Origin of the sequence: Sphingomonas sp. (genome assembly GCF_031426035.1) — a bacterium.
Lineage (GTDB): Bacteria > Pseudomonadota > Alphaproteobacteria > Sphingomonadales > Sphingomonadaceae > Sphingomicrobium.
In genome coordinates this window covers 1-20,556 of record NZ_JANPKO010000096.1, presented here as the reverse complement: position 1 = coordinate 20,556, position 20,556 = coordinate 1, and the positions used below count along the sequence as shown (strand labels likewise).

The 20,556-nt window shown below is 67.6% G+C and carries 21 protein-coding genes; 11 read left to right on the top strand and 10 right to left on the bottom strand.

What is annotated here, in order from left to right; translation table 11 throughout:
* Positions 1–6 precede the first annotated feature (6 nt).
* Positions 7–1,332: a L,D-transpeptidase family protein gene (locus RMP08_RS06740; protein WP_310468225.1), complete on the bottom strand. Its 1,326-nt coding sequence runs from the start codon at positions 1,330–1,332 to the stop codon at positions 7–9.
* Positions 1,333–1,611: 279 nt separating this feature from the next.
* Here RMP08_RS06740 and RMP08_RS06735 point away from each other — a divergent pair, with 279 nt between their 5' ends.
* The gene (locus RMP08_RS06735; protein ID WP_310468224.1) at positions 1,612–3,987 is read left to right on the top strand and encodes a PAS domain S-box protein; all 2,376 of its coding nucleotides are present in this window, start codon (positions 1,612–1,614) and stop codon (positions 3,985–3,987) included.
* 55 nt (positions 3,988–4,042) lie between these two features.
* Positions 4,043–4,345, top strand: a complete 303-nt coding sequence (locus tag RMP08_RS06730) for a hypothetical protein (RefSeq protein ID WP_310468223.1) — start codon at positions 4,043–4,045, stop codon at positions 4,343–4,345.
* Here RMP08_RS06730 and RMP08_RS06725 read toward each other — a convergent pair whose 3' ends face one another.
* The 3 genes from RMP08_RS06725 to RMP08_RS06715 form a co-directional block, all read right to left on the bottom strand.
* Positions 4,346–6,613 carry an EAL domain-containing protein gene (locus RMP08_RS06725; protein WP_310468222.1) on the bottom strand — a complete coding sequence of 756 codons (2,268 nt, stop codon included), beginning with the start codon at positions 6,611–6,613 and terminating at the stop codon, positions 4,346–4,348.
* 124 nt (positions 6,614–6,737) lie between these two features.
* Entirely contained in the window at positions 6,738–8,666 is a 1,929-nt protein-coding gene (locus RMP08_RS06720; RefSeq protein ID WP_310468221.1) for a M1 family metallopeptidase, read from the bottom strand.
* 33 nt (positions 8,667–8,699) lie between these two features.
* Positions 8,700–9,290 carry an HD domain-containing protein gene (locus RMP08_RS06715; protein WP_310468220.1) on the bottom strand — a complete coding sequence of 197 codons (591 nt, stop codon included), beginning with the start codon at positions 9,288–9,290 and terminating at the stop codon, positions 8,700–8,702.
* A 103-nt stretch (positions 9,291–9,393) separates the two neighbouring features.
* On the opposite strand from RMP08_RS06715, the gene RMP08_RS06710 reads away from it, so the two are divergent.
* The 4 genes from RMP08_RS06710 to RMP08_RS06695 are packed head-to-tail and all read left to right on the top strand — an operon-like array spanning position 9,394 to position 12,356.
* Positions 9,394–10,569 carry a histidine kinase gene (locus RMP08_RS06710; RefSeq protein WP_310468219.1) on the top strand — a complete coding sequence of 392 codons (1,176 nt, stop codon included), beginning with the start codon at positions 9,394–9,396 and terminating at the stop codon, positions 10,567–10,569.
* Positions 10,569–11,375, top strand: coding sequence for a LytTR family DNA-binding domain-containing protein (locus RMP08_RS06705; protein WP_310468218.1), 807 nt, complete (start codon positions 10,569–10,571; stop codon positions 11,373–11,375). The genes RMP08_RS06710 and RMP08_RS06705 overlap by 1 nt, the downstream gene beginning before the upstream one ends.
* Positions 11,375–11,653: a hypothetical protein gene (locus RMP08_RS06700; RefSeq protein ID WP_310468217.1), complete on the top strand. Its 279-nt coding sequence runs from the start codon at positions 11,375–11,377 to the stop codon at positions 11,651–11,653. The genes RMP08_RS06705 and RMP08_RS06700 overlap by 1 nt, the downstream gene beginning before the upstream one ends.
* A 28-nt stretch (positions 11,654–11,681) precedes the next feature.
* Positions 11,682–12,356 (top strand): hypothetical protein, encoded by a 675-nt coding sequence (locus tag RMP08_RS06695; RefSeq protein ID WP_310468216.1) that lies wholly within the window; start codon positions 11,682–11,684, stop codon positions 12,354–12,356.
* On the opposite strand, the gene RMP08_RS06690 is transcribed toward RMP08_RS06695, so the two are convergent.
* The 3 genes from RMP08_RS06690 to RMP08_RS06680 are packed head-to-tail and all read right to left on the bottom strand — an operon-like array spanning position 12,353 to position 13,849.
* Positions 12,353–13,006: an MIP/aquaporin family protein gene (locus RMP08_RS06690; RefSeq protein WP_310468268.1), complete on the bottom strand. Its 654-nt coding sequence runs from the start codon at positions 13,004–13,006 to the stop codon at positions 12,353–12,355. The two genes, RMP08_RS06695 and RMP08_RS06690, sit on opposite strands and share 4 nt — an antisense overlap.
* Positions 13,007–13,016: 10 nt before the next feature.
* Positions 13,017–13,526: an arsenate reductase ArsC gene (locus RMP08_RS06685; RefSeq protein ID WP_310468215.1), complete on the bottom strand. Its 510-nt coding sequence runs from the start codon at positions 13,524–13,526 to the stop codon at positions 13,017–13,019.
* The gene (locus tag RMP08_RS06680) at positions 13,523–13,849 is read right to left on the bottom strand and encodes a metalloregulator ArsR/SmtB family transcription factor (protein ID WP_310468214.1); all 327 of its coding nucleotides are present in this window, start codon (positions 13,847–13,849) and stop codon (positions 13,523–13,525) included. Before RMP08_RS06680 ends, RMP08_RS06685 begins: the two co-directional genes overlap by 4 nt.
* Positions 13,850–13,970: 121 nt before the next feature.
* Here RMP08_RS06680 and RMP08_RS06675 point away from each other — a divergent pair, with 121 nt between their 5' ends.
* The 4 genes from RMP08_RS06675 to RMP08_RS06660 all read left to right on the top strand — a co-directional run bounded on the left by RMP08_RS06675 (position 13,971) and on the right by RMP08_RS06660 (position 17,147).
* On the top strand, positions 13,971–14,384 hold the full coding sequence (locus tag RMP08_RS06675) for a LuxR C-terminal-related transcriptional regulator (RefSeq protein ID WP_310468213.1): 414 nt from the start codon (positions 13,971–13,973) through the stop codon (positions 14,382–14,384).
* 104 nt (positions 14,385–14,488) lie between these two features.
* A complete protein-coding gene (locus tag RMP08_RS06670) occupies positions 14,489–15,016 on the top strand; it encodes a DUF4199 domain-containing protein (protein ID WP_310468212.1) in 528 nt (175 codons plus the stop codon).
* Between the two features lie 20 nt (positions 15,017–15,036).
* On the top strand, positions 15,037–15,411 hold the full coding sequence (locus RMP08_RS06665) for a VOC family protein (RefSeq protein WP_310468211.1): 375 nt from the start codon (positions 15,037–15,039) through the stop codon (positions 15,409–15,411).
* Between the two features lie 65 nt (positions 15,412–15,476).
* Positions 15,477–17,147 carry a dipeptidyl-peptidase 3 family protein gene (locus tag RMP08_RS06660; RefSeq protein ID WP_310468209.1) on the top strand — a complete coding sequence of 557 codons (1,671 nt, stop codon included), beginning with the start codon at positions 15,477–15,479 and terminating at the stop codon, positions 17,145–17,147.
* 350 nt (positions 17,148–17,497) lie between these two features.
* Here RMP08_RS06660 and RMP08_RS06655 read toward each other — a convergent pair whose 3' ends face one another.
* Together RMP08_RS06655 and RMP08_RS06650 are read right to left on the bottom strand one after the other, a co-directional pair.
* Entirely contained in the window at positions 17,498–18,694 is a 1,197-nt protein-coding gene (locus RMP08_RS06655) for a hypothetical protein (protein WP_310468208.1), read from the bottom strand.
* 33 nt (positions 18,695–18,727) lie between these two features.
* Positions 18,728–19,267 (bottom strand): M14 family zinc carboxypeptidase, encoded by a 540-nt coding sequence (locus tag RMP08_RS06650; RefSeq protein ID WP_310468207.1) that lies wholly within the window; start codon positions 19,265–19,267, stop codon positions 18,728–18,730.
* An 85-nt stretch (positions 19,268–19,352) separates the two neighbouring features.
* Between RMP08_RS06650 and RMP08_RS06645 the strand changes: the two genes are divergently transcribed.
* Positions 19,353–20,096, top strand: coding sequence for an isocitrate lyase/phosphoenolpyruvate mutase family protein (locus RMP08_RS06645; RefSeq protein WP_310468206.1), 744 nt, complete (start codon positions 19,353–19,355; stop codon positions 20,094–20,096).
* Here the strand turns inward: RMP08_RS06645 and RMP08_RS06640 are convergent.
* A partial coding sequence (locus tag RMP08_RS06640) for an ABC transporter permease (RefSeq protein WP_409049776.1) occupies positions 20,093–20,556 on the bottom strand: 464 nt, incomplete at its 5' end. The genes RMP08_RS06645 and RMP08_RS06640 overlap by 4 nt on opposite strands.

The following is a 20,556-nucleotide window of genomic DNA, read 5'->3' as shown; positions in this document are numbered from 1 at the left end:
GCCGCGCTAGTTGGCCGCGGCCAGCCGGCTCGCCGACTGCGCGGCGTCGAGCCCGTAGACGTCCTGCGCAAAGGTCACCTGGCCGTTCTCGGCATGCGCCGTGAGATAGGTGACGTAGACCGGAACGCTCTTGGGCAGCTTGACGTGCTGCTCGGGGTCGGCCGACGGCGGCACCGGCTCGCGGCCGAGCAGCCACTGTGCCAGCCGCGGGGCATCCTCGAGGCGGATGCAGCCCAAGCTGAAATTGCGCTGCGGCTTGGTGAACAGGTCGCGCAGCGGCGAATCGTGGAGATAGATGCCGTCGGCGTTGGGGAAGTTGAACTTCATCGCCCCCATCATGTTCTTCTTGCCCGGCAGCTGGCGGATGCGGATCTCCTGGGTGCCGGCGGCAACCGCCTTCCAGTCGACGGTGTCGGGCGCGACGGTGGTCGCTTGATCGGTCCAGTCCGACGCCACCTCGAAATTCGACGCCTTCAAATGCGCCACGCCCTTCTTGACCACGGCCGGCGCGACGGTGCGGCGGACGACGTCGGTGGGGATGTTCCAATAGGGGTTGAAGGTGGCGTAGCTGATCGTGCTGACGACCAGCGGGGTCGGCGTCGCGCGCTTGCCGACGACGACCTTCATCGAATCCTGCAGCTGGCCGTCCTGATACATGAACAGGCGCTGCGTGGCGTTGTCGACGATCACGTAGCGGCCGCTTTGCGGCAGCATGCGGGCGCGGGCGAGGTTGGCCACCAGCCGCCCGTCGACGACCCCGCCGGGAACCTGCAATTGGCTCCACGCGGCGTCGCGCAGCTGGGCGTAGATCGGGTTCACCCGCGCCGCCGTCTGGACATAGGACAAGGCCGAGGCCGCGTGGTCGACCTGGAGCAGCACGCGTTCGGGGGTCAGCGGGCGCGGCGCCAAATTGGGGTCGCCGAAGGCGATCCCGGGCACCGGCGCCTTGAGGGCCTGGAAATACAGCACCCACGCGGCGGAAATGGTCTTTTCGATTTCGAGCGCGGCGGCGGGGGTCGCGGCGGGCAGCCTGGCCAAAGCGGCCTCGACCGCCGCGGCATGCGCCGGGGCGTTGGCGAGACCGTCAAGCTCGCCGCGCTTCAGGATCGGCACCAGCGAGCGCGCGGCCTCGATGTTGTTGGCATTGCGCAGCCAGATCGGCTGGTCCTGGCGCGCCTTGTAATAGGCCGCGACTGCGATCGCGGTTCCGGCCGGAACCGGGTCGACGGCAGGCGCCGGTGCGGGTGCCGCAGCGGGCGCGGCCATCGGCGATTCAGCCGGCACCGTGGCCGGGACGGCAAGGTCGGCCGCGCCAGCGGGGGCAGCCGCCATCAGCGCTGCTCCCGCAGCCCCCAGCGCCAGTCGTCCCAACAGCTGCGACAAGGCTCTCGCCCCCTCAATATACCTGCTTGCCGGTCGCGCCCTCACGGGACGCGGCGAACCGGTGCCAGTACATGCATAATAGCCCATAAACTAACAGTTGTTGAACCGATCGGCGAATGGACGTCACTTCGCTGCGCGGGCGTGTTGCCGGCACAACAGTCGCGGTTCGGCCCGGGCCGCCATTTGCCGCCGTGACTTCGGCGCGGATTGTGGCAATCATGGCCGGCGATGGCGCGCACACTTGATTCCAAGGGCAAATCCCCGACGCGTGGACGCGCGGCGGGGGATGACGGCCCGCTCGAGCTGCCGCATGAAATGTTCAGCCAGCCGGGGATGCTGGCGCTGGCCGACTTGCTGCCGGTGCTGGTCGCCTATGTCGACCGCGAGCAGCGCTACCGCTTCCTCAACAAGCCGCTCGCCGAGTGGTTCGAGCGGCCCCGCACCGAGATCCTCGGCCGCACGCTGGAGGAGGTGCTCGGGACGGCGGCGTACGACGTGCGCAAGCCGATGATCGCCGCGGCGCTGGCCGGCGACCGCCAGTATTTCGCCTCCGACTTCGAGCATCCGACGCGCGGGCCGCTGGCCGTCCAGACCGATTACGTGCCGTGGATCAACCCCGCCGACGGCTCCGTCCAGGGCGTGGTGATCCTGGTCAGCGACGTCACCGAGCAGCGCGCCGCCGAACGCGCCTTGAAGGAAAGCGAGCGCCGCTTCCGCCGCATCGCCGATTCGGCGCCGGCGCTGATGTGGGTCACCCGGCTCGACCGCACCCGCGACTTCGTCAACGACGCCTATGCCGATTTCCTCGGCATGAGCCGCGAGGAAGCGCGCGCGTTCGACTGGCGCGGCCGCATCCACGCCGACGACGTCGACCGCATCGTCGCCGAGAGCATCGCCGGCGAGGCCAGCCGAGAACCGTTCCCGCTCGAGGGGCGCTATCTGCGAGCCGACGGCGAGTATCGCTGGCTGCGCAGCGTGTCGTCACCGCGGTTCGGCGCCGACGGCGAGTTCACCGGGTTCATCGGGGTCGCCAGCGACATCACGGTGGCCAAGGAAGCCGAGCTCGAGCTGCGCGCGCAGGTCGACAAGCGCACCGCGGAACTGGCCGCCTCGGAAGCGCAGTTCCGCGCCATTTTCGATACCGTGCTCGAGGTGCTGGTGCTGCTCGAGCCGGACGGCACCATCGTCCAGCTCAACCGCAAGCAGGCGGTGTGGCGCGACGCCAATCCGAACAGTGCGCTGGGCCGCAAGATCTGGGATGCGCCGACGCTCCAGGCCTATCCCCAGCATATCGGCCTGATGCAGGAGGCGGTCGCCGCGGCCGCCACCGGCGTGCTGTTCAACCGCGAAGTGAAGATGGAGCGCGAAGGCGTCCCCACCGCTTTCCTCGACATTTCGGTGCAGCCCGTGCGCGGCGAGAATGGCGACATCATCTATCTCCTGTTCGAGGCGCGCGACATCACCGAGCTGAAGGGCGCGCAGGAGCAATTGCGCCAGAGCCAGAAGATGGAGGCTTTGGGCCAATTGACCGGCGGCATCGCGCACGATTTCAACAATCTGCTGACGGTGGTGGTCGGCGGGCTCGACCTGATCGCCAAGCGCGTCGAGGAGGAAAAGCTCAAGCGCTATGCCACCAACGCGCTCGCCGCAGCCGAGCGCGGAGCGCGCCTGACCGGGCAGCTGCTGGCGTTCAGCCGGGTCCAGCGGCTCGAGGTGCGGCCGGTCCACGTCGGGCCGCTGATCGAGAACATGCGGCCGCTGCTGCGCAACGTGCTCGGGCCGGGGATCGAGAAGCGCTTCGCGCTCGCCGGGCAGATGATCCCGGTGATGGCCGACCCGACCCAGCTCGAGGTGGCGGTACTCAACCTCGTCATCAATGCCCGCGACGCGATGCCCGACGGCGGCGTGCTGAGCATTTCGACCCGGCTGGTCGAGCTGGCGGGCGACGCGGTGCTGGCTGACGGCGACTATGTCGAGCTGGCGATCACCGATACCGGCGAAGGGATGAACGCCGACGTGGCGAGCCGCGCGTTCGAGCCGTTCTTCACCACCAAGGAAGTCGGCAAGGGCACCGGGCTCGGCCTGTCGATGGTCTATGGCATGGCGCGCCAGTCGGGCGGCAGCGTTACGATCGACAGCGAGCCTGGCCACGGCACCACCGTGCGCCTGTTGTTCAGGGCCGCCGACCAGCCGGTCGCCGAGCATGCCGGCGAAGAAGAGGTCGCGGCGGCGCCGCAGGCGCGGCGGCGGGCGCGGGTGCTGGTGATCGACGACGACCCCGACGTCCGCAGCTTCATCTGCGAAAGCCTCGCCGAGCAGGGCCTCAAGGTGCGCGAGGCGGCCGATGGCAAATCGGGCCTGGACGCGATTGCCGCCGAGCGCCCCGACCTGGTGGTGCTCGATTTCATCATGCCCGGGCTGTCGGGCGCCGAGGTCGCCAGCCGCATCCTCGCCGAGCGGCCCGACCAGGCGATCCTGTTCGTCTCGGGCTACAGCGAGACCGAGGCGATCCGCGCGATTGCTCCCAATGCGCCGTTATTGGCTAAGCCGTTCCGCGCCGATGCCTTGGCCAAAGCGGTGAGAAGCGCGCTGGAGCGCGACTGAACCCGGATCAAAATGGCGCGTTGAGCGGACGAGAGGCTGGTGAAAGGGCCTGACCATGCTCCGCTTGTGCCTGACTGCCGTCCTGATCGGCGCCGCCGCTGCCAGCGCGGCATCGGCGCAAATCGTGCCCGCCAACGCACCCGCCAATCCGCGCGCGGCCGAGCTGTTCACCCGCGACGGCATCCTCCTCGCGTGGGCGCTCGGGCAGTTCGATGCCGATCGCGACGGCACCATCTCGATCGCCGAGGCGCAGCCCGCCGCGCGCCAGTTCAAGATCATCGCCGACGGCGACCGCGATGGCCGCGTCACGCCTTACGAATATGACCGCGCGCGCGAGTTCATCGCGGCGCGTTTCTGACTAGCCGGCGAGGCGCTTGGCTTTCAGGCCGATGACCATTTCGTTGGCGCGCTCGTAGGACAAGGGGCGGCCGAACAGATAGCCCTGGATGATGTCGCAGCCGAGATCGCGCATGCGCTCGAAATCCTCGACCGTCTCGACGCCCTCGGCGGTGACCGACATGCGGAAACTGTTGGCGAGCTGGACGATCGACTGGATGATCGCGACGTTCTCGGGGCGCGTGCCGGCCTCGCGCACGAAGCTGCCGTCGATCTTCAATTTGTGGAACACCGCCTTGTTCAAATAACCGATCGAGGAGTAGCCGGTGCCGAAATCGTCGAGCGCGATGCGCACGCCCAAAGCGCGCAGGCGTTTCAGCACATCGACGGTCGCCCCGTTGTCGCCGAGGAACACGCCTTCGGTGACTTCCAGCTCGATGCGGTTGCCGGGCAGCTTGCAGCGGGCGAGCGCCTCGCTGACGGTGTTGGGCAGCGCCGGCAAAATGATCTGCTTGGGGCTGATGTTGAGCGCGACGGTGATCGGCTCGGGCCACGACGCGCAGGCGCGGCACGCCTCGTCGATGACCCACTCGCCGATCGCGCTCATCAGGCCCGATTCCTCGGCGACCGGGATGAACACGTTGGGCGGGACGTTGCCGCGCTGCGGATGGTTCCAGCGGATCAGCGCCTCGAACCCGATCAATTTCTGAGTCTTGGCGCTGACCAAAGGCTGGAAGTTGAGGTGGAACTGCTTCGACGCGATCGCCTGGCGGAGGTCGGTCTCGAGCCGCACGCGGTCTTCCTGCTCCGACTGCAGCGCCGACGAGAAGTAGCGCGCGATGCCGCGGCCGGCGCCCTTGGCCTCGTACAGGGCAAGGTCGGCCTTGAGGATGAGGTCGTCGACCGTGGCGCCGTCGATCGGGCCGAACGCGCAGCCGATCGAGACCCCGATGCTAATCTCGGTCTGGTCGATGATGTACGGCTGGGCGACCGCCTTGATGATGCGGTCGGACAATTGCTCGATGGTCATCCGGCTCTGCGCGTCGGTGACGACGATGGCGAACTCGTCGCCGCCCATGCGCCCGACATGGCCGTCGGCGCCGACCTCGTCGACCAGCCGCTTGGCGACCGCGCGGAGGACCGCGTCGCCCTTGGGGTGGCCAAAGGTGTCGTTGACCGGCTTGAACCCGTCGAGGTCGAGGAACAGGATCGCGCAGGGGACATTGCTGACGGTCGCCGCGCGCAGCGATTCGCCGAGCAATTGCCGGACGCGGCCGCGGTTGGGCAGGCCCGACAGCACGTCCATGTTGGCGAGGTGGGTCAGGCGCTCCTGGGTGTGGCGCATTTCGGTGATGTCGGATCCGACCCCGCGGAAGCCCTCGAAGCGCCCGGCGGTGTCGACGATCGGGTCGCCGGCGATCGAGATCCAGCGCGGCCCGCGCGCGGTCTTGAGCTCCATTTCGAACGAGTTGAACGATTCGCGCGCCAGCAGCATGCGCCCCAGCTCGGCATTGCCGCCGAGCAGCGAGGGCTGCGAATGGCCGAGCAACTGGCTCGCCGGGCGGCCGAGCAAGGCGGTCATGCGCGACGAGATGTAGGACACGCGGTTCTCGTTATCGACCTGCCACAGCCAGCCGACGCCGCGCTGCTCATATTCCTGCAGCAGCAGGCTCGCGCTTTCGCTCTGGGCGCCGAAATCGGCGTTGGTCTGCAACTGGTGGAAAGCCCAGCGGGCGACGATCAGGACGCCGAAAATGGCAACGCCGAAGGTGAACAGGATCGACAGCATGTGCTGGAACGGCACCGTGTTGCGACCGAGCAGCAGGGCGATGTTGAGCCCGAGGGTGAACATCGACATCCACGCGATGGCGCAGGCCGGCACCACCACCAGCCCGAGCGCGGCAATGCCGAGCCCGGCCATGATCGTCGCAGTGATCACCTGCGACCCCGGATCGAGCGAGCCGAACAGGTACAGCGGGAGCGACATCCACAGCGCCGCGCGCACCACCACTTCGCCGATCAGCGTGACGTCGTTGATCTTGCGTCCCGAGCGGCCGACGTGGGTGATCGCCTGGTTGCGGGCGAACTTCATCGCGACAAAATTGACCAGCCCGATCGCCCCCGCCCACGGCACCAGCAGCGAAAGCGAAACATCGCCCCACAAGGCGGCGATAATGATGCCGGCGGCAACCGCATTCGCCGCCGCGAAGAACGGAGCGAGGTGGGCCCGCGAAATCAGCTGGATGTCACGCAGCGGCGAGCCTTCGGCATCCGCGTCGCGCGCCGTCACGCCGAGGGACTCACCGTCCGGAAGGCGCGCAGCAGTCATCCGCTTATAGCGGTCGGGAGCCTCGTACATCCGGTCTCGCTTCTCTGGTCGAAGCCAGCGGTAGACGAAGAGGGTGAAAAGGCAGTTAAGAGCCGGGAGCTGCGCCAAGTTTTAATTCGTCGAGCTCGCGCGTCACCATCGGGTGATAAAGCGGGCGCGCCGTGGGGTAGACCCGCGCCGCGATCGGGCGGCCCCAGCCAGCGTCTTCGGCCAGCGCCGTGAGCAGCGGACGGACGAATTTCCGGCGCCCCTGCGTGGTCAGGAATTGCTCGAGCGCGGGCACCGCGGGGTCGAACCGGCTGGCCACCGCCAGCTCGAGCCAGGCGAAGCGGACCTCCATGTTCCCGGCGGTCGACAGGCTGAACGCGCGGTCGAGCTCCGCCATGCGCGCGGCGGGCAGCTTGCGCGGCAATTTGTTGAGTAAACGGAGGCGTTCGTCGGTGTTCCAGGCGTTCCATTGCGCCGCGTCGGGCGCGCCCCCGCCGCTGAACGCCGCCACCGCGGCATCGACCGCGGCGAATGCCTTGAGGTCGGCCGCCACCGCATTGTCCGGAATGCCGGGCCGATAGACCCATTCGTCGAGCTTGAGCCTGGCTTCGAGCGCCTCGTCGCCCTTGACCAGATTCTTCCGCAAATCCGCCAAGAACAGCGCTGACGTCACCGGCTGGAAGGCGTGGCGGTCGAACCAGCTGCGCATGTAGGCATCGAACCGCTCGCGCCCGACCGCGGCCTCGACCATGCGCAGGAAGGCGGCGCCTTTTTCATAGGCAATATCGGTCAGGCCGTCGTCGGGATGGCGGCCGGCGAGGTCGATATGGAGCCGGCTGTCGGGCGCGGCCGGGCCGCCGGCCTCGGTCACCGCCTTGTTTTGCGCGTCGATGCCGAGCGCGACCTGCTGCGCCGCGACCTTGGGACCGTACAGTTCCTCGACGATCCGCCGCTCGGCGTAGGTGGTCATGCCCTCGTTGAGCCAGAAATCGGCCCAGGTCGCGTTGGTCGCGAGATTGCCCGACCAGCTGTGCGCCAGCTCGTGCGCGATCAGGCTGACCAGGCTCTTGTCCCCGGCGAGGAAGGTCGGGGTCAAAAACGTCATCATCGGGTTTTCCATGCCGCCGAACGGGAACGACGGCGGCAGGACGATCATGTCGTAGCGGCCCCAGCGGTAGGGCCCGTATAATTTCTCCGCGGCGTCGATCATCTTCTCGGTGTCAGCGAGCTCGCGCGCGGCGGCATCGAGCATCGACGGTTCGGTCCACACCCCCGAGCGCGCCCCGAGCGAGCGGAATTGCAAATCACCCACCGCGATCGCGATCAGGTAGGAGGCGACCGGGTTGGCCATGCGGAACTTGAACACGCGGTTGGCGCCGTCGGTGTCCGGCTCGCCGACCGCCGCCGCGCTCATCACCGCGGTGAGTGGCGCGGGGACGCGGATGGTGGCTTCCCAGCTCTGGCGCACGCCGGGCGAATCCTGGGTCGGGATCCAGCTGCGGTTGTCGATCGACTGGCCCTGGCTGAACAGATAGGGGTGGCGCTTGCCCGCGGTTTGCTGAGGCGTCAGCCATTGCAGCGCCCCGCCCTCGGCCGCCGACTGGTAGCGGATGGCGAGCTTGCGGGTGTCCGGGCCGAGCGAGATGGTCACCGGCTCGCCGAGGTTGGCGTCGTTCGCGCCCATTTTCCATTGCAGCGGCTTGCCTGCCTGGTCGGCGACGGCGGCGATGCGCAGGCCGCGGCTGTCGAGCACGATCTCCTTGGCGTCGGGCTTGCGCTCGATATCGAGGGTGGCGGTGCCGCCGATGCTTTTGGCCGCGAAATCGACCGCGAGGTCGAGCGCGACATGGGTCACGCGCGCCTCCAGCGGCCGCGCGTAGCTGTGGATGTCCTTGGCGTCTTCGCTCGCCAGCACCGGCGCGGCCTTGCTCGCGCCCGCCTCGCTCGGCGGCGGGGACGGGTTGGCCTGGCACGCGGCAATCAGCACAGCAGCAGCGGCGGCGGCCGCGCGCAACAACGATGTCATCGGTCGAAACTTCCTCGGTTCAGGCGGCTCGGTTCAGCCGGATTCGCCGATACCAACGTAGACCGAGCGTTTGGGTGCCGCGAGCACGCGGCGAACCATCGGCTCGAAGAACTCCAGCGGGGCGCTGTCGTAGGCGGGGTCGAACGCGGTCTGGTCGTAGATTTCGCAGAAACGCGCGGTATCCTCGAAATATTGGTGGCCACGGAACGCCTCGCGCATGTCGCGGTCGAGCCCGATGTAGTGGAAGAAATAATAGCCCTGGAAGATGCCGTGGTGCTGGCACATCCAGCCCAGGCGGTCGTCGACGAACGGCTTGAGGATGGCGGCGGCGATATCGGGGTGATTGTAGCTGCCGAGCGTGTCGCCGATGTCGTGGAGCAGCGCCATCACGACATAGTCCTCGTCCTCGCCCCCGCGGTGGGCGCGGGTGGCGGTTTGCAGGCTGTGCTGGAGGCGATCGATCGGAAAACCGCCGAAATCGCCGTCGAGCAGCTTCAAGTGGGTCAGCACGCGGCTGGGAAGATCCTGCGCGTAGGGGATAAAATGGTCGGCGATCACCGCCCAATCCTCGGGGGTGCCTTCCTCCATCGAGCGGAAAGCGGCGCGGAGCGGTGGCTGGTTCATCCTGTTCTCCCGCCCCCTGCTTGCCGCGCCGCGGCGCCGCTCGCAATGGCGAAGTTGACGGCCTATATCGGTCGGCGATGCAATTTTCGGCACGGCAGACCTGATGGCGACCGACAGCGCGGCCCTCGAGCGGCAGGCGCGGCCGGCGCCGCGCGGCGCCGCCGCGACCCCCAAGATCCAGTCTCCGGCGGCGCCGATCGCGCGCGGGATCGGACTCGACCGGCCGTTCTTCGACGACAAGAACCGCGCCTTCTGGATCCTCCAGTCGGCCGGCTGGAGCGGCTATTTCATCCTCCGCTCGCTGTCCGGCTTCGCCAACAGCATGGGCGCGATGTTCATCGTCCACGCGCTGCTGCTGACTGCCACCGGCTACTCGCTGACGCTGCTGCTCGGCTCGCTGTTCCGCCGCCTGATCGAAATGCGCCCGGTGCTCACCTTGCTGCTGTCGCTGGCCGCGGTCGGGCTCGCCTCGTCGGCCTTCTCGGTGATCGAGACGTGGAGTTTCGCAACCTTCCTCAAGCCCGACTCGCGGCCGTCGGGGGTCGCCTACATGGGCGCGATCCTGCTCAACTTCTCGCTGCTCGCGGCATGGGCGGCGCTCTATTACGGGATCAATTATTTCCTCCTGCTGGAGGAGCAGATCGACCAGCGCGAGCGGCTCGAGAGCCAGGCGTCGAGCGCCCAGCTGGCGATGCTGCGCTACCAGCTCAACCCGCACTTCCTGTTCAACACGTTGAATTCGATCTCGACCCTGGTGCTGCTCAAGCAGACCGAGCGCGCCAATGCGATGCTCGCCAGGCTGTCATCGTTCCTGCGCTACACGCTGGCCAACGAGCCGACCGCCAAGGTCACGCTGGCGCAGGAAGTCGAGACGCTCAAGTTGTATCTCGAGATCGAGAAGATGCGCTTCGAGGACCGCCTGCGGCCGCATTTCCGGATCGAATCGGAGACGATTGGCGCGCGGCTGCCGTCGCTGCTGCTCCAGCCTTTGATCGAGAATGCGATCAAATATGCGGTCACCCCGCGCGAGGACGGCGCCGACATCTGGATCACCGCGCGGCGCGAAGGCCAGGCGGTGCGCATCGAAGTTGCCGACAATGGCGACGGCGAGAATGCGGCGTTTGCCGCCAGCCCGTCGACCGGAGTCGGCCTGGCCAATATCCGCGACCGCCTGGCGCAAGCCTATGGCGCGACCCACGGTTTTACCACCAAGCAGAACGATAAGGGCGGTTTCAGCGTTATCGTCGAAATCCCCATCGAAACCGGAGACATGGAATAATGAGCATCCGGACCATTTTGGTCGATGACGAGCCCCTCGCGACCCAGGGCCTGCAGCTGCGGCTGGAGGCGCATGACGATATCGAGGTGGTCGCCACCGCCGCCAACGGCCGCGAGGCGATCCGCGCGATCAAGACCCACAAGCCGGACCTCGTATTCCTCGACATCCAGATGCCGGGCTTCGACGGTTTTTCGGTGATCCAGGGCCTGCTCGAGGTCGAGCCGCCCTTGTTCGTGTTCGTCACCGCCTACGGCGACCATGCCTTGCGCGCGTTCGAGGCGCAGGCGGTCGATTATCTGATGAAGCCGGTCGACGAGGACCGCCTCGCCGCGACCCTCGACCGCGTCCGCCAGCGCTTGAACGAAAAACGCGGCGCGGAGGAGGCCGAGCGGTTGAAGGAAGCGCTCGAGGAACATGCCCCCGAGGCCGCCGAGACGCTGGCCGGCGAGACCGCGTCCGAAGGCCATGCCGCCAACCGCTTCGAGCGGATGATCAACATCAAGGACCAAGGGCAGATTTTTCGCGTCGATGTCGACACCATCGAGAAGATCGACGCCGCCGGCGATTACATGTGCATCCAGACCAGCGACAACACGCTGATCCTGCGCGAGACGATGAAGGATCTCGAGAAGCGGCTCGACCCGCGCCGCTTCCAGCGCGTCCACCGCTCGACCATCGTCAACCTCGACCTCGTCCGCCAGGTCAAGCCGCACACCAACGGCGAATGCTTCCTGGTTTTGAACTCGGGGGCCGAGGTCAAGGTGTCGCGCAGTTACCGCGACGTCGTCGCGCGGTTCGTGCACTGATGCTTGGGATCGTCGCCATCGCGCTCCAGGCGGCCGCGGCGGGGGCGCCCGACATCCAGCTCCACGCCACGCTCGATGCCCGCTCGGTGAAGATCGAGCGCAAGGGGACGGCCACGGTGCGCGCCTGGGCCGAGCCCGACGGCGGCTCCGCCAGCGCGTCAACCGGGACCCGCGCGAGCAACCATTTCGAGCTTCGCATCGACGCCCGCATCGCCGATTTGCTGGCCGCGCAAAATGAACTTCCCGCCGAGGCAACCGCGACCGACCCGCCGCGTTAAGCGCTCGATCAACAGGGGAGTTTTTTCGATGCGTACAGCCTTGCTCGCCGCACTGCTCGGTGCCGCCGCCCTCGCCGCCGCGCCCGCCGCCGCCCAGACCCGCCGCGCCGCCCAGCCGCAGCCGCTGCCGCCGTCCCCGCTCGCCCAGCAGGCGATGGCCGGCAACGACCAGCCCGACGTGCTGCTCGACGTGCCCAATCTGTCGGTCGAGGAGCTGACCATCGATGTCGCCAACCTCGACGTCAACATCGCGCTCGATGCGCGGCTCGCCAATCTGCTCAAGCTAACTGCGGGCGCCGACGTCCATGTCGACCAGGTCAAGATCGGATTGAAGGGCGTGCGCGCGCAGGCGACGCTGATCGTTCGGCTCGACAATGTCCGCGCGATCATCGAGCGGACACTGCAAACACTAGATAACAACCCGCAGCTGGTGACCCAATTGCTGAGCAGCGTCGACCACACCGTCAACACCGTCGGCGGGGTCGCCAACAACACCCTCGGCACGGTCGGCGGGATCACCACCAGCCTGCTGCGCAACGGCCAGGTGCTCGACCTTGCGCGCGCCGGGCTGACCGAGGTCGGGCGGACGGTCAACAGTTCGGGCAACACCGTCCACCAGGTGCGAAACCGCAGCGGGCAATTGCTCGAGGTGGTGACCGACACCGCCGGCCGCATCCTCTCCTCGCGCAACTTGCCGCGCTAAGGGGCTGGGTCGAACAGCAAGCGCGCAGTCAGCGCGGCGAAAGCTGCACCGAGCAGCTGCGCGGCGATGAACATTGGCACGTCGGCAGGGGCGATGCCGGCGAAGGTGTCGGACAGGCTGCGCGCGACGGTGATCGCGGGATTGGCGAAGCTGGTCGAGGCGGTGAACCAATAGGCCGCGGTGATGTAGGCAGCGACCGTCGCGGGAACCCAGGCGGGGCGGTGGCGGACGGTGCCGAGGATGGTCAGGATCAGGCCGAAAGTGGCGATCGCCTCGCTCAGCCACTGGCCGGGGCCGGTGCGCGCGTGGGTCGAGGCTTGGACGATCGGCAGGTCGAACATCGCGTGGGCCGCCCACACGCCAAGGATGCCACAGGCGAGCTGGGCGGCGATGTACGGCGCCGCGTCGCGCCACGCTAGCTCGCGCCGCGCGGCGGCGACCAGCGTCACCGCGGGGTTCATGTGCGCGCCCGACACCGGCCCGAGCATGGTGATCAGCACCAACAGGATCGCGCCGGTCGCCAGCGTGTTGCCGAGCAAGGCGACCGCGTCGTTGCCGCCCGCCAGCGCCTGCGCCATGATCCCCGAGCCGACCACGGTGGCGAACAGGAAGAACGATCCGAGACCTTCGGCGAGCAGCCTGCGCGCCAGCGCCGGCTGGTCAGGCAATCGCCGATTCCGTGTCCGCGGTCTTGCCGATGTCGCCGAGCTTCTTCTGCAGGCTCAATTCGTCGATGCTGTCGAGCGGGAGCGCGAGGAACAGGCCGATCCGCCGCTGCAGCGCGAAGAAAGCGGCGCGGAAGGCGCGGCGCTGGGCCTCGCCTTCAACCGCCGCCGGATCCTCGATCCCCCAGTGAGCGGTCATCGGCTGGCCCGGCCACACCGGGCACATTTCGCCCGCCGCATTGTCACACACGGTGAACACGAAATCGAGATCGGGCGCGCCCTCGGCCGCGAACTCCTCCCACGCTTTCGAGCGATAGCCGTCGGTGCGGAAACCCATCTCGTCGAGCGTCGCCAGCGCCGTGGGGTGCACCTCGCCCTTGGGATGGCTGCCCGCGGAGAATGCGCGAAAGCGGCCCCTGCTCTCGCGGTTGAGGATCGCCTCGGCGAGGATCGAGCGCGCCGAATTGCCGGTGCACAAAAAGAGGACATTGTAGGTTTTGCTCATGCCGCCTGCTCCTTCGGTTCGGCAGCGGCAGAGCAATCGGCCCCGCCGCAGCAGTTTTCGGTGAGGAAGCCGACCAGTGCGTTGATCGCGGCATAATCGGCGCGGTATATCAATGAGCGGTGGCGGCGTTCCTGCTCGACCAGCCCGGCGCGGCGCAGCTGGGCGAGATGGAACGACAAGGATGAATTGGGGATGCCGAGCGCGGCGGCGATCGCGCCCGCGCTCATCCCGTCGGTCCCGGCCTGGACCAGCAGCCGGAACAGAGCGAGGCGATGCTCCTGCGCCAATGCGGCCAGCGCGGCGGTGGCGATTGCCGGGTCCATCGGCCCCTCCCTTCGAGAGAAGTGGAAATGAGCGAGCGGCGGCGCCGAGTCAATCGTCATTTTCATTGCGATGGAAATGACGCGTCTGGCCGGGCTCGCGCTTTTCTGGGAGCCTGCCGCAATGGCGAGGACGGTCATCCTCTATGCGCTGGCGCTGGCCCTCGCGGTGGCCGCGCTCGAGTGGCTCGAGTACCGCTATGTCACCCGCGCCTTCTCGACCGAAATCTATGTCGCGCTGCTCGCGGTGGGGTTCGTCGCGCTCGGGCTGTGGGCGGGGCGGCGGCTGACCCCGCGCGCTGCCCCGGCCGCGTTCGAGCGCAACGACGCCGCGATCCGCTCGCTCGGGCTGACCCCGCGCGAATGCCAAATCCTCGAACTGCTCGCCACCGGCCAGTCGCTCAAGGAAATGGCGCGGGCGCTGGCGATCTCCCCCAACACGGTCAAGACGCATGTCGGCCACGTCTATGACAAGCTCGACGTACAGCGGCGCATCCAGGCCATCGACAAGGCGCGCTGGCTGGCGCTGATCCCGTAGTTTTTGCGGGTGAGCCCAGGCAAATCACCCGTCCGGGCGATGGTCGCGGCGGCGAAAACTTGCTCAACTCGGCTCCGCACTTTCCGCGACTGGAGTCGAAGCCGATGAAATATGCGCTGACCTATGGCCTGCTGTCGGGGCTGGTGATCATCGCGGTCATGCTGACCGGTCTGACGATGACCGGGCAGGACAATTTCTTCAGCTCCGAATGGTTCCGCTACCTCGTCATGCTGGTCGCACTGACCTTCATCTTCGTCGGGGTGAAGCGCTTTCGCGATGTCGAGCGCGGCGGGGTGATCAAGTTCGGCCCGGCGTTGCTGATGGGGCTGGCGATCGCCGCGGTTGCCGGGCTGGCCTATGTCGTGGTGTGGGAAATCTATCTGGCGGCGACCGATTACCGTTTCATGGACGAATATGTCACCGGCATTTTGCAGGCGCGCGAGGCCGCGGGAGCGTCGCCGGCCGAGCTGGCGAGGAAAGCCGCCGAGCTCAACGAGCTGCGGCAAAGCTACGGCAACCCTTTGTTCCGCGTGCCGATGACATTCCTCGAGATTTTCCCCGTCGGCCTGCTGGTTGCGCTGGTTTCGGCCGCGCTGCTGCGCAATCCGAAACTACTTCCGGCAGCACGCTAAGCAATCTTACGGAGGACAGAATGGCGAAAGTGACCGGCCTCGGCGGCGTGTTCTACAAGGTCGCCGACCCCGAGGCGACGCGCGCCTGGTACCAGGAGACGCTCGGCATCGGCGGCGAATGGGGCGCGATGTTCCCGTTCAAGAAGGACGAGGCCGAGGGCTTTTCCTTGCTCTCGCCGTTCAAGGCGGACAGCGATTATTTCGGGCCGAGCGTGCAGCCGTTCATGATCAACCTGCGGGTCGACGACCGCGACGCGATGATCGCGGAGTTGCAGGCCAAGGGGGTCGAAATCCTCGGCACGCAGGAGGAGGATTACGGCAAATTCGCGTGGATCCTCGACCCCGACGGGGTCAAGGTCGAGCTGTGGCAGCAGCTCGGCCCGGCGCCCGAGTAATCGCCAGACTTCGTTCGTCGAAGCGCGGTTGGCGAACGTTGGCGGGCGCTGCTAGACGCCTCCCCATGACAAAATCCTCCTGGCTTGGTGCCGCCGCCGCTGTTTCCATCCTCTCGCTTGTCGCGTGCAACGTCGCGAGCAGCCCAGAGCAGAACGGCGCCGCGCCCGCCGCCGCCGGACAGCCCGCCGCCGCCGACAAATTGGCGCGGGTCGAGATGAAGGCCGACACCTCGTACCTCACCGCCGAGGAGCGCGAGGTGGTCAATCTTTTGATCCAGGCCGCCGACCTGATGGACCCGATCTATCTGCGCCAGGTCTCGGCCGACAACCCGCGCATCCGCGACGAGATCACGGCCAAGGGCGACGCCAAATTACTCGACCGCTTCGACACCTTCATGGGGCCGTGGGACGAGATCGAGGAGGACAAGCCGTTCTTCGGCGGCAAGCCCAAGCCGCCCGGCGGCGGCTTCTACCCGGCCGACCTGACCAAGGCGCAGTTCGACGCCTATTTGAAGGCGCACCCGGGCGAGGCGGCACGGCTGACCGACCCCTACACCGTGGTCAAGCGCGACGGCGATCGGCTGGTCGCGGTGCCTTATTCGCAAGAATATAAGCAGTGGCTCGAGCCGGCCGCCAAGCTGCTCGAGCAGGCCGCCGCCAAGACCAGCAATGCGAGCCTCAAGAAATTCCTGACGCTGCGCGCGGCGGCGTTCCGCAACGACGATTATTACGAATCCGAGCTGGCGTGGATGGACCTGAAGGACACCCCGATCGAGGTCGTGATCGGGCCGTACGAGACCTACACCGACAAATTGTACGGCCGGAAGACCGCGTTCGAAGCCTATGTCACGCTGCGCAATCCCAAGGAATCGGCGGCGCTCGACGTTTACAAGGCCGAGCTGCGCGGGATGGAGCAGAATCTGCCGGTCGAGGAGCGCTTCAAGAACTTCAAGCGCGGGTTCGAATCGCCGATCGCGGTGACCGACCAGCTGCACGCCGGCGGCGACAGCAACCACGGCGTCCAGTCGATCGCCTTTAACCTCCCCAACGACGAGCGCGTGCGCGAGGCCAAGGGCGCCAAGAAGGTCATTTTGCAGAACGTGCTCGGCGCCAAGTACGAAATGATCCTGAAGCCGATGGCGGGCCTCGTGCTGGTCCCCGACCAGGCCGCCAACGTCAACCAGCGCTACATGTACATGGAGACGCTGTTCCACGAATTGTCGCACAGCCTCGGGCCGGGCTCGATCAACGTCGGCGGGCGCGCCACCACGGTCGACCAGGAACTGAAGGAGATCGCCAGCGACTTCGAGGAGGCCAAAGCCGACGTGATGGGCGCGTGGAACGTCATGCACATGATGGACAAGGGGCTGATCCCGGCCGCCGAGCGCCCGCAGATCCGCGCCACCTACATCGCCGGGCTGTTCCGCGCGATGCGATTCGGCGCCAACGACGCCCACGGCAAGGGCGCCGCGATGCAGTACCGCTTCCTGCGCGACAAGGGCGCCTTCGCGTGGGATGCCGGGGCCAAGCGCTTCCGCATTGACGAGGCGAAGATCGACGGCGCGATCCGCGCTTTAGTGGCGGAGATCGTGCGGCTGCAGGCGACCGGCGATTATGCCGGGGCCAAGGCGTTCATGGACAAATGGGGCGTGCTAGATGCCGAGGCGAGCCAGGTGATCGCGACCATGGGCCACATCCCGGTCGACATCCGCCCCGCCTATCCGTCGAAGGTTTAGGCGGAGGGCGGCGGGGGCGGCGAGCCGGGCGGGCGGAAACTGGAGCGGAAACGGCCGGACTGCCCGGGTCGTCACGGCGGACCGCCGCGCCCGTAGAGCGCGCCACCTCCACCGCAGCCACTTCTCTCACCCGCAACACCGACCGCCTCCCCCAAGGCAGCTCGCAAAGGGAGAGCGGGTTCCTAACGGCAGCCAGATCGATAATAGTATATACTATTGCCACCCCGCCCCGCTCACGGCCGTACACATTACAGGCTAATCCGCCTCCCAATAGTATATACTATCAGTTGCCGCCGTTGCCGTCGCTTCCCGGCGTTCGGTGGCTGCTGGCGACCGCAGCGGGGACCTTGCTAGCGCTTGAGTTCGCGGCCAACCGGGTAGAGCAGGTAGCGCGGGTCGTAATAAGGCGTGCGCTCGTAGAACCAGCCGAGCCGCGCATCGGGGCTGGCGGCGAATTTGGGGTCGGCCTTGAGCTTTGCCTCGAATTCGCGGCGCAGCTTCGGGTCGGCGGCAAGCATGCGCTCGGCGAGCGGGGCGATCGCATAGCCTTCGATATATTCGGTGCGCTGGAGGATCTCGGGGAAGAAATTCCACGCCAGCAATGAGTCGGGGCTCTCCGGCTCAAGCATCGCCGCGGCGAGCAGGCCGAGCGGCTGGGCCGAGGGCACGCGCACCGATCCCGCGGGGAAAGTTTCCTGCGCCCGGGCGTGGGTGAAACCGGCGACCTTGAGCGGGATATGGCCCTCATCGGCGGCCTTGGTTTCGGCGCCGGAGAGCCGCACCATGTCGACGCTGACGGTGCGCGGGGCGGCAAGCGTTTCGAACTCGACGCCGTGCAGCCGCAGCAGCGCGATCACCTCGGGCTTGGTCGCCGGCACCCACCACGCCGCGGGCAGCGTCACCACCTTGTCGGGCACCGCGCCGATCACCGGCATGCGCTGGGTGATTGGGCGCCCGAGATAGCGCACCTCACTGCCGCCCGAAGCCGGCGACTTGTACTTTACGTGCGCGATGCCCTTGAAGTCGGGGATCACGTACAGCGGCCTCGGCGCCGGCTTCCAGCTCAGCGTTTCGGTGCGCGGTCGGCTGGCGCGGTCGGCGGCGATCGCGGCGGAGATGCGCGGGCCCTCGGCGCCGACCAGCCGCAGCGATTCCTCGACCAGCACATAAGTGCCGAGCACGCGCTGGCGATACGGCTTGAGCGAATGGTTCTCGACCAGCACCGACGGGATCCGCGCGAGGTCGGCATAGCCGGTCGAGTAGCGCGGCTGGTCGGGGTTGAGGCGGATGCCCAAGTCCGGATCGCGGCCGTCGACGGTGTCGATGTAGACACCGGGGACGTGGCCGGCGCCCGCCAGCGCGGCGGTCAGCGCGGGGCGGTAGCGGCGGTCGAGCCAGCGGCCGATGCTCGGCGAGTGCGCGTAATATCCGCCCCAGCCGGGGAAGGCGAAGGTGATGTCGTACTGATAGTCGGTGCCGTCGGTGACGTGGAGGTCGAGGTACAGCGCGGGTTTGTATTTGCGCAGGAGGCCGATCATCGCCTTCATCTCGGGCGTGTCGGCCTTGAGGTAATCGCGGTTCTAGTTGAGGTTCTGCGCGGTGGTGCGCCAGCCCTGGTTGTTGGGGCCGCGCTGGTTGGGGCGGTTCCAGGGTGACACCCGCTCGTGCCCGTCGGCGTTGAAAATCGGCACGAACAGCAAATCGGCGCGGTCGAGCAGATTGTGCTTTCCGCGCAATGCGATGTCGCGCAGCAGCATCAGCCCGGCGTCCTTGCCGTCGATCTCGCCAGCGTGGATTCCGGCCTGGGCGAGCAGCACCGGCTTGGGCGACCGCCCCGGCTTGCCCGCGCGCACCGCGTACAGCTCGCGGCCCTGCGCGGCGCGGCCGAACACTTCGATGGTCAGCAACGGCGAGGCGGCGACCAGCCGCTCGAGATAGGCGCGGGTTTCGGCATAGGACGGCGTTTCGGCGAAATTGCGCGCTTCGGCGGGGGTGATCCACGGGTCGGCGGGCGCCGCGACCAGCCGCTCGCTGGCGCCGCGCCACGGGACGGTCGGCGGCAGCGGGGCGGTGAGATCGGCGGCGGGAGCGGCGGCGAGCGCGGCGAGCAAAATTAGCATCGGCCGAGCCTATGCGGCGGCGCCAACGGTGGCAATCGGGGCGGCGCTGTTATACCGCGCGGCATCGCCCGCAGGAGACGCCCCGATGCCCAGCAAGTTCGACACCTTCGCCGCGCTGCATGTCCCGGGCAACCCGGTCGTGCTGTACAATATCTGGGACGTCGGCAGCGCCGCGGCGGTGGTCCGCGCCGGGGCCAAGGCGCTCGCCACCGGCAGCCACCCGGTCGCCGACGCCCACGGCTGGCCCGACGGCGAGCAGGTGCCGATCGATTTCGCCTTGGCCAATGCCGAGCGCATCGTGCGCGCGGTCGAGGTGCCGCTGACGGTCGATTTCGAAAGCGCTTATTCGGTCGATCCGGGCAAGGCCGCGGTCAACGTCGCGCGGCTCGCCGCGACCGGCGCGGTCGGGTGCAATTTCGAGGACCAGGTGATCGGCGGCGAAGGCCTCCACCCGTTGAAGGAGCAGGCCAAAAGGATCGAAGCGATCCGCCGCGCGGTCGGCGACAGTTTCTTCATCAACGCCCGCACCGACCTTTTCCTCAAGACCACCGACTATGATGCGGCGCTGATCGACGCGGTGATCGAGCGCGGCAAGGCGTTCAGCGATGCCGGGGCGAGCGGCTTCTTCGTCCCGCGCCTGTCCGATCCGCGCCAGATCGAGCGAATTGTGCGCGACGTGCCGCTGCCGTTGAACGTGATCGCCTTCCCCGGCGCGCCCGACAAGGCGCAATGGGCGAGCGCGGGGGTGGCGCGAATCAGCCACGGGCCGTTCCCGCACCGCGCGCTGATGGCCAAGCTGGAGGAGATGGCCTCGGCCGCGATCAACTAGGCTTTGGCGCGCCGCCACCAGCGCTTTCGCGTCGGCCCCGACTGCAGCACGCTGCGGCGGAACAGCCGCGCGGCGAAGCGCAGGATCAGCGCCACCCACAGCAATTGCCACACGATCGCGATCAGGTGCGGCCACAAATCGGGCTGCTCGGCGGCGCGCGCGATCATCACGTAGGGCGAGGACAAGGGGAACGCCGCCGCCGCCAGCGCGTGGGTGCTGGTGGCGTCGCCCACCGCCGAGGCGGCGAAGCCGAACACCAGCACCTGCGCCATGGTCACCGGCATCGACAGCGTCTGCACCTCGCGCACGGTCGAGGCCTGTGCCCCAATGCCGAGGAACACCGAGCCGAGCAGCAGATAGCTCATCGCGAAATAGACCCATGTCAGCCCGAGGAACGCCGGCCAGCCGACCGCCGGCTCGGTCATCGCCGACAGCCCATGCTCGGCGTACAGCGCGATCC

Coding starts and splice junctions, on each gene's coding strand:
- RMP08_RS06740 (WP_310468225.1), bottom strand. CDS start 1,332: ATGGCGGCTGCCCCCGCTGGCGCGGCCGACCTTGCCGTCCCGGCCACG.
- RMP08_RS06735 (WP_310468224.1), top strand. CDS start 1,612: ATGGCGCGCACACTTGATTCCAAGGGCAAATCCCCGACGCGTGGACGC.
- RMP08_RS06730 (WP_310468223.1), top strand. CDS start 4,043: ATGCTCCGCTTGTGCCTGACTGCCGTCCTGATCGGCGCCGCCGCTGCC.
- RMP08_RS06720 (WP_310468221.1), bottom strand. CDS start 8,666: ATGACATCGTTGTTGCGCGCGGCCGCCGCCGCTGCTGCTGTGCTGATT.
- RMP08_RS06715 (WP_310468220.1), bottom strand. CDS start 9,290: ATGAACCAGCCACCGCTCCGCGCCGCTTTCCGCTCGATGGAGGAAGGC.
- RMP08_RS06710 (WP_310468219.1), top strand. CDS start 9,394: ATGGCGACCGACAGCGCGGCCCTCGAGCGGCAGGCGCGGCCGGCGCCG.
- RMP08_RS06705 (WP_310468218.1), top strand. CDS start 10,569: ATGAGCATCCGGACCATTTTGGTCGATGACGAGCCCCTCGCGACCCAG.
- RMP08_RS06700 (WP_310468217.1), top strand. CDS start 11,375: ATGCTTGGGATCGTCGCCATCGCGCTCCAGGCGGCCGCGGCGGGGGCG.
- RMP08_RS06695 (WP_310468216.1), top strand. CDS start 11,682: ATGCGTACAGCCTTGCTCGCCGCACTGCTCGGTGCCGCCGCCCTCGCC.
- RMP08_RS06685 (WP_310468215.1), bottom strand. CDS start 13,526: ATGAGCAAAACCTACAATGTCCTCTTTTTGTGCACCGGCAATTCGGCG.
- RMP08_RS06680 (WP_310468214.1), bottom strand. CDS start 13,849: ATGGACCCGGCAATCGCCACCGCCGCGCTGGCCGCATTGGCGCAGGAG.
- RMP08_RS06675 (WP_310468213.1), top strand. CDS start 13,971: ATGGCGAGGACGGTCATCCTCTATGCGCTGGCGCTGGCCCTCGCGGTG.
- RMP08_RS06670 (WP_310468212.1), top strand. CDS start 14,489: ATGAAATATGCGCTGACCTATGGCCTGCTGTCGGGGCTGGTGATCATC.
- RMP08_RS06665 (WP_310468211.1), top strand. CDS start 15,037: ATGGCGAAAGTGACCGGCCTCGGCGGCGTGTTCTACAAGGTCGCCGAC.
- RMP08_RS06660 (WP_310468209.1), top strand. CDS start 15,477: ATGACAAAATCCTCCTGGCTTGGTGCCGCCGCCGCTGTTTCCATCCTC.
- RMP08_RS06655 (WP_310468208.1), bottom strand. CDS start 18,694: ATGAAGGCGATGATCGGCCTCCTGCGCAAATACAAACCCGCGCTGTAC.
- RMP08_RS06650 (WP_310468207.1), bottom strand. CDS start 19,267: ATGCTAATTTTGCTCGCCGCGCTCGCCGCCGCTCCCGCCGCCGATCTC.
- RMP08_RS06645 (WP_310468206.1), top strand. CDS start 19,353: ATGCCCAGCAAGTTCGACACCTTCGCCGCGCTGCATGTCCCGGGCAAC.